This is a genomic window from Paraburkholderia sp. SIMBA_053 (assembly GCF_046534895.1).
Classification (GTDB): Bacteria; Pseudomonadota; Gammaproteobacteria; order Burkholderiales; family Burkholderiaceae; genus Paraburkholderia; species Paraburkholderia caledonica.
Genome location: NZ_JAWRXU010000753.1, coordinates 1 through 269 on the forward strand (window position 1 = coordinate 1; position 269 = coordinate 269).

A 269-nucleotide genomic window follows, 5' to 3' on the forward strand; every position below is an offset into this window, starting at 1 on the left:
GCCATCAGCCGGTGACGCCCCTGTCAGGGATTCCTTGAAATTGAGCGACTTTCGCCGTCAGAGACGGCACCGGCCCGCTATCGCTTTGCTGCAGGCAATACGGGATCAATCGCACGTCGGGCGCTCTTCGCGGCTGCCGCGGCCATGTCGAGGTTGCTCCGTGTGACTTCGACCGCCTGCTGGCTTGCGCCCTGCAGGGTTTCATACAGCGTACTGGCGGCCGCGATGGCGGAATTCAGCGCGGCCATGGCGGCGTCAGAGCCGGCCGG

At 65.8% G+C, this 269-nt stretch carries 1 pseudogene; it reads right to left on the minus strand.

Annotated elements, in window-relative coordinates:
• Positions 1–77: 77 nt before the first annotated feature.
• Positions 78–269: pseudogene (locus tag SB753_RS37595) on the minus strand (phasin family protein); the annotation flags it as partial.